The 7,001-nt window shown below is 46.4% G+C and carries 4 protein-coding genes; 1 reads left to right on the top strand and 3 read right to left on the bottom strand.

All coding sequences use genetic code 11. The features are described 5' to 3' along the window. Positions 1 to 20 precede the first annotated feature (20 nt). Both DW850_RS09865 and DW850_RS09860 read right to left on the bottom strand, forming a co-directional pair. Positions 21 to 1,358 (bottom strand): hypothetical protein, encoded by a 1,338-nt coding sequence (locus DW850_RS09865; RefSeq protein ID WP_117786956.1) that lies wholly within the window; start codon positions 1,356 to 1,358, stop codon positions 21 to 23. 150 nt (positions 1,359 to 1,508) lie between these two features. After that, positions 1,509 to 3,140, bottom strand: a complete 1,632-nt coding sequence (locus DW850_RS09860) for a hypothetical protein (protein WP_117786955.1) — start codon at positions 3,138 to 3,140, stop codon at positions 1,509 to 1,511. Positions 3,141 to 3,420: 280 nt separating this feature from the next. Between DW850_RS09860 and DW850_RS10460 the strand changes: the two genes are divergently transcribed. Beyond that, complete coding sequence (locus tag DW850_RS10460; protein ID WP_117786954.1) at positions 3,421 to 3,678, top strand: ATP-binding cassette domain-containing protein; 258 nt, start codon at positions 3,421 to 3,423, stop codon at positions 3,676 to 3,678. Positions 3,679 to 3,936: 258 nt separating this feature from the next. Here the strand turns inward: DW850_RS10460 and DW850_RS09850 are convergent, their stop codons facing one another. Then, a complete protein-coding gene (locus DW850_RS09850; RefSeq protein WP_117786953.1) occupies positions 3,937 to 6,657 on the bottom strand; it encodes an AAA family ATPase in 2,721 nt (906 codons plus the stop codon). Positions 6,658 to 7,001: the final 344 nt, after the last annotated feature.

Genomic DNA, 7,001 nt, shown 5'->3' with positions numbered 1-7,001 from the left:
TGTTGCGTTGAGATTGAAAATCAACCCGGAAGGTAGGACCTTAAACGATCGCTCTTGTAAGCAAACCTTTTCTCAAAGCCCTTAGCATCCCCCTGAAGAACAAGAAGCTTAATTCCCTCAAGCTCAAGTTTTGGCCAATTGTAGATAGAGGAGTAGTCGATAAGCGAATTGGCAAGCAGGCCGCGAGCATAGAGGGCGCTCGAAATGCTTCCGCACAATAATGAACTAAATAACAAACATGATATATTCGACAGGACGGAAGCAAGGCTGGCATCATGGCGAATCGTCGTGTAAGGATTAATTGACATCGCCTCTCTCGAAGCGTTTAGGACAGCGGTTCCCACCTCCTCTTCAAACTTGAGTGCAAGGGGAATGTAAGATGGAGCGGAAAGCGCATCGATTTTTTTCTGAATTGTCAACTGAGTGCCAAATCCATATTCGGAAAGCATGCCAGCGACAGTCCTCTTGTCAATTAAACAATTACCATAAGCCCAACAATCTTTCGATTCTATTGAATCACAAGCAAGCTGGAGTAATTCATAGCACCTGGAATAGCGGCCTTCAATAGAAGCGTCAAGAGCGTCAAGCCTTAGTGAAAGGGTGTCTCTGGGAATACCGCTGTCCTTCATAGTTTCCAGAATGACGGCCTTGAATGCACCGACCGAAAAAGGGGTGCCATATAGAAGCCAATTGACCGCTTTCTCGCCAAGAAAGAAGAGATAAGGATTGTCAGACTTTCTCTCAAGCCAATCAGCATGGTAGTTAAATTTTTTTGAAATCAAGGCAACCGAGGAACCAAAAGCATCGAGAACATCTTCAGGAATAGAGACAGGAGCAATATCAGTAAAAACCGCCGATCCACCATCTTCAATTTCAAATCGTCGATTGTGAAACAAATCGACCATCACGTTGTTAAGTTGGTCCATCAGATAAGGAACAAGACCTGAATCATTCGGCCGCCCTACATACGTACACGCATCCATTTCTCTGGCATAACGAAGCAGAGAATCGATTTCCGGCGACGTCCCAGACTCAAGCTTAACAAGCAAGAGTGGCTTTCTGAGCCTGATAGCATGATAAAGCTCTCTGCTAGTTCCTGGCCTCAACTCTGATCGTATAATTCCAATTACTATATCGCTTTGCGCCAAGTGATTAAGATAATAAGAGGATGATGGCTCAATGCTCGCATGAAACTCGATGGCAAAGGGCTTAAAGATATCCGATTTCAGCAAAGCGCAATTAAGCTCGTTCCTCAGCTGCTGCCAGCTAAAATCGCCTTCATCGCGCATCGAAGAGCTAACAAACACCTCAATACGGTCACGATCAATAACCTCAGCGTCCATCTTGTTAGCACCCATAGAACCTCCCAATCGAATAGACCCATAAAATATCAAGCGGCGCGGACCTATAGCGTTGGCAGCAAAACAATCGAAAGGTCTTGATGCGTAAGCACCTGGATCCGCCAACAACGACAGCCGCATTTCCTCATCGTATGACAGCCCAACACCCTAAATTTTTTCTTCGTGACAGTCGACGGATTTTAAAGTTTCAGCCAACTCGTTCAGCATAGTTGTAAGGCGAGCAATAATTCTTTTCGCATCTTCCCTATGGTCTTCGGTGACCACATCACCGTGAAGCTTATCGTATTTTGAACCCTTGCCGTGTGCCGCCCCCGCCGATCGGAGCTTCTGAAGGTCACGGAGGGGCTTGATGTCAGCCATGATGTTATTTGTGCCGAGATAGGCCTCCAACTTATTGAGACTCCCTTTTGAATCAGAACCCTTTAGAGAACTCTCATCGATGTAGTCGACAAAAGCTCTCGTGAGGGCCATAATCACGGCCTCAAATTCAGGCTCGCCATTACCAGATGGAATGTGGATTTGTTCAAGAATGCCTTCGTCTGCACGGTGGAAAGGCCTGAACAGCGCCAAGCCAAACCGTTTCCTCCATGCCTTATCAAGCTCCATGCGCGCCCGCATAAGCATGGAAACAGGGCCTGACGGATCCTTAACCCACATATTGAGCAAATCTGTCTTGAACACCTCATCAGAAATATGCTGGTCAACGGGCGACATCTCAAAAGAGAGGAAATGGGTGCGCTCGCTCTCGGGTAGGTCGCGCCCCAGATCGCCGAGATACACCATGACTCTGTCTGGGTCGACATTGTCAATCTCGCACCTCCACTGGCTCCCGCATGAAATGTGACGCTCGCTTACATCGAAGCTAGGGTCGTTCCTGTACTTATCAAGCACGGCGGGCTTGAAGAAGACGGGGGTTAAATAATGTGTTGCGTGAGGCTCCTTATCAAATTGGGTGCCAAGCTTATCCGGGTCGGATGTGTATCGAACGAACGAGCCGTCAGGCCGTTCGTCGATAATGAACTCGGGGTAATGTTCTTTTTTCTCATCGTACGGCCATACGCCGCAAGTCTCGACGTGGCCGGGTTCGATAAAACTTCGAGCGTAGATCATTGACAGCAGATAGTTTTCATCAGTATCGCTCGTGTACCAATGCCTGATATGGTAGTTCTCCCCAACTTCATCACGCTCCGCAATACACTCAGTGCTCCCCAGGGGAAAGCTGGGCGCAGACGCCAGTCGCGCGTCCACAAAGTAGACGAAAAGGCATTGCTTAGCCGCAATGAAGCGAAATAAATACTTGGTCCTGACGCGCACCTCGTCTCCAGCAATGTCGACAACTTTTTCTCTCTCGGCACACTTATCGATGCCGTAATAGCAACCGTCTCCGTCGCGGAAGAGTTCGAACAGCATGATAAATTCTTGGTTGACCAGAATTTGCGCTTGGTCAAGCGGATAGAAATACTGCTCGGCAACAATAAAGTCATAGCCTTCGTCGCGACCGTTATGATAAGTGGCGTCATCTCCATATATACAGAAGCCTGGTGAGAAGCTGGAGGCGTTCTTCAGCCAATCATCGCCTGCAAGGATCTCCTGCTTTCGTGTAAGGTCGGCAAAACAGGCGAAAACTGAAGGCCTTCCGTTAGCATCAGCATGATGCGAATAGACAGTCGTCCATGCTCCGGAAAGAGGGTTCTTAATCAGCTCGATTACCTTCTCCTGCCTGAACGGCTTAGCATCGAGCCCCAACTTGACTAAAACCCTTGAAACCGCTTCGTCCATATACACCTCTTACCACTTAGCGCCATCACCATTAATTAATGTGAGGATAAACCGTGAGAAATACTCGCATGCCGTAAAAGCATTTAAGGAAATTGTCCGCCACTGCAGGGACGAAGAAAAGCCACCAAAATGACAATCGGAGTTTTAAAGACAAAATGCCCAAGAGCAACAGCCATGCCCGGAACGCCATAAAGATCGACGGCAAATGGTGCCAGATGGACCTAACCTGGGACGACACAAGCGACAACTGGTACGGAGACCTTTGTTGACGAGCTGCTAAATGGCACAGAAACCATGCTCGGAAAAGGACTCCGGACTGTCCGAGAGCCAGATGCAGCGTCTCGCCGTAGCGCGCGCGGTTTATTCCAGTTCCCCAGCACTCCTGCTCGATGAATGTACCTCAGCACTCGACCCTAAAACCGAAAGAGAAATGCTGGACCGAATGCGCAATCTTGGCCGCACTGTGATCATCGTCACGCATCGGCCTGCAGCGCTGGAGGTTTGCGACCGGATAATTAGTCTCGAAGATACGCAATAGGAATCAGCAGCATCAGAACTGTCGATTTCATCGAACGGAATCACGCGCAGTGCGGCATGTGTTGGCATGGCAGAGCCCGGCATCCAATCACGGCGTAAGGTCGGCTGTTAGCAAATAACGGCAACGGAGCCCCTGCTGGCCCAGGCGCCTAAGCGCAATATGTCGGTACCGTTTCGCAATTATCAATAGCACTCAAACGCGCAAGTACGTATCAAATTTCATCTTAGCTCCAGGCAATGGCAAACAGACGGCCAGCCGTTATTTCCGCTGAATCTTAAGGCCCCTCCGATTACTAAGGAGGTAAGCATCTTTATGCTCCTTAGAGATTTCGAAGCTTGAGAGAATCTTATTCTGAGATTCAGGCGACCAATAAATATGAAGTCTTTCTCGCGCCCTCGTTATTGCCGTATAAAACACACTGTGAGTAATGCGCTCCTCAACGTCCTTCGTAATAATCAGCTTTACGGATGAGTACTCTAGTCCTTGCGCTTTATGGACAGACACCGCATACGCCACCTGAAACGGCACGATACAGTCCTCGCCAACATCCTCACCGTCTCGATCCTTGGCTTTCTTAACTGAAAAGCGCAGATACGTCTCTCCATCACGAAAATCTAAATACTCCAACCCGTCGTAATGAAGAACGGAAAGCTCGGAGGCGATAATGGGAACAGCAACCGTAAATTGCATCTCGTCTTTGGAAATTGCTTCCATTCCCACAAGACGCCCTTTTAGATTGTTATATAACAACGGATAAAACCGCTCAGACTCATTGAACAAAATTGGGTCGCCGACTTTATACGTATGATAATTCCAGACAACGGCCTCGTTCTTATTTCCCGACTGCAAGATTTTGTTCATATTATTAATGCCATAGAGGCCATCATAGTTGAGACATAAGACAATCTCATCATCATTCATTCTGCTAATTACAGAGTCATCAAGATTCGACGTAAAATCGCAAGAAATAAGAATTTCAGCGATATCAGGACTCACATTCCTGACAGCATGCCATAGTTTTAGCAAATCATCATTCTTCGTGCGCCATGGTTTATCAAATTCATGGATGCACTTATCAGGCAAGAAGTCTCGAGCCAATGAAAACCAGTTTCCAAACTTAATGGACTCAATCTGTCTCACATCGCCAACAAGCAATAGCAGTTTAAACCGATTAGAATCAATAATAGATCTCATATCGCTATTGCAGACAGTGCTGCATTCGTCAACGATTAAGATGTCGCAATCTGGCACACGATTCAAATACTTCGCGACGGTCATAAATTCGCAATTCTTATCATTTATTTTTCTTCTAAGACTATCTACGGCAGGATTTGTATTAGCGATAGCAAGTTTGCTTTCATTTTGCAGAAAAGCGCAAACGATGTTGACCATGGTTGTTTTTCCGGTACCAGCCGAACCGTAGATGAACGCGACGCTCGTTTCGGCAAACATGGACTTTAGAGCATCTATTTTTTCTGAATCATCCAACTTGCAGCTTGGATCTTTAAGCCATGATTCACATAAAGCAGTATAGCCTTTGACCCCGGCACCAGACAGTTTTAAAAGCCCGCGTATAATACAAGTGAGTTCGTCTTCGACTCCCTTAACAAATAGATGCCCGTTCTCATGCACGAGATCCCTTGAATGATGTCTAAAATACAAAGCGCTATTAAATGAAGCAATCAGTTCATCAACATCCGAGAAGGTTGTAATTTCGGTATCCCTAAGATACAGAGCATTAGAATCGATTGCCTCCGCGGTCACCCTACGAGCAAGAAAGTTATCTTCATACGGATCTGGATCAATACATTGATACAAATCCTCGACAGCGACTACATGCCCAATAAGACTCGTGCAATACGGCTGCCGATCAAAGGGGGCACAGCCGTTTTTCAAATAAAGGTTACCGAGACGGCTATTCGGACTTACAGTCAATTGTTCCTCTATAACCCTGTTACGAGGTTTAGACAAAAGATACTTTAGAACATTAGATCCATTTGAGCCAGCACTCAAAAACTCATGCGCAGAGCTAAGCAAGGTGTGTACCGGACAGGCATTTCCCGAAGATGCTATCTCCCCCATCACAGAAATAAACTCGTCATCAGGGAGTAGAGCAATGTCGCAAAGCGTCATCCCGGTATGGGTCATTAGGTTCATAAGTGATCTATAGCTAGTGTATTGGCCAGTAAGCCACACTGCATCAGGGCCTCTAAGTATCTTTATAAGATTATTCAACTCACAGGGGCGTACTGAAACCGCATATGCATCAACAATCGTAACAGGAAGAGTAAAGCCAAGACCGTCGATACTCGTGCGCTTAGTCGAAACCACCACTGAATAATTAGTGGGCATTCTGAAAGATGAATAAACAAGTATACGATCAAATTTGCTACAAGAATCGAATGCGGGGACAAGTGTCGTCTCATAATAGACAGAATCCCCAACAAAGAAAGGCTTAGCAGCTCTAACGTAAAAACGGTCCTTCTCAATTTCAACAGCATTGGCGTTCATGAAATCATTGATTTTATGAGCTATCTCTTCATGGTATTTAGTCAAACCGGGATCGGTGTCTAGGGGAATCTTACTCAAGTTGGCAAGAATTGTAAGACCAAGCTTATCGAATGCGTAACGTTTTAAGCACAGCAAATTCTCGTAATACTTCAACAAAAGGCGCTCTGCAGAATCTTCGCTTGGAACATAGTGCGAAACGACCTTCTGTAAATAATGATGGAACTTAGCAATAAACCGGGTCTCGCTGCTTCTGTTCATATCTTTAATAACAGCTGAACATAATTTAAAATAATCGCCTTCGATGGGCTTATTGCCGTAAGTTGCATACATTGCAATATGCTCAACAAGATGACGTAGGTAACCCACAACGTCTCTTGAAACAGCGGACCTGCCCTCAAATTCAAGTCGATCAATCGAATGCTCCACAGCGCTGTTTGCATTGCAAAGCTCTTTAAGAGGGTTTCTCATAAGCCTCGGTCCTCCATCGTAATTTTCGACCCCGCAATATGGCTTAACGGCCAAGAAATCTTTACATCGATTAAGATATCAATCCGATGTCCATCAATAATGATAGCCGCACCAAAACAACACTTCCGAGCCAAACGACGAAGCTGGGTAACGCATAATTTCTTTCGCAAATTGACAACCGTATAGCGGAACACGGCCCACGCCCCGTCATATGATTTCTAGCGACCAAACAACAAATCACCGACGAAGGGGCACGGACCACGTCTGCGAACATCGTATCAGTCGACGAGGAGTCGCTGCGCAACGACATGGAGGATCTGGTGAGGAAGACCGTCGAGGAGACG

The sequence above is a fragment of the Collinsella sp. AM36-4AA genome, assembly GCF_003467795.1.
Taxonomy (GTDB): domain Bacteria; phylum Actinomycetota; class Coriobacteriia; order Coriobacteriales; family Coriobacteriaceae; genus Collinsella.
The sequence above is the reverse complement of the archived record's forward strand: the minus strand, read 5'-3'. Positions and strand labels throughout refer to the sequence as shown.

Excerpts from the sequence above, each read along its gene's own strand:
- DW850_RS10460 (WP_117786954.1), top strand. The coding sequence starts at position 3,421 with ATGGCACAGAAACCATGCTCGGAAAAGGACTCCGGACTGTCCGAGAGC.
- DW850_RS09865 (WP_117786956.1), bottom strand. The coding sequence starts at position 1,358 with ATGGGTGCTAACAAGATGGACGCTGAGGTTATTGATCGTGACCGTATT.
- DW850_RS09860 (WP_117786955.1), bottom strand. The coding sequence starts at position 3,140 with ATGGACGAAGCGGTTTCAAGGGTTTTAGTCAAGTTGGGGCTCGATGCT.
- DW850_RS09850 (WP_117786953.1), bottom strand. The coding sequence starts at position 6,657 with ATGAGAAACCCTCTTAAAGAGCTTTGCAATGCAAACAGCGCTGTGGAG.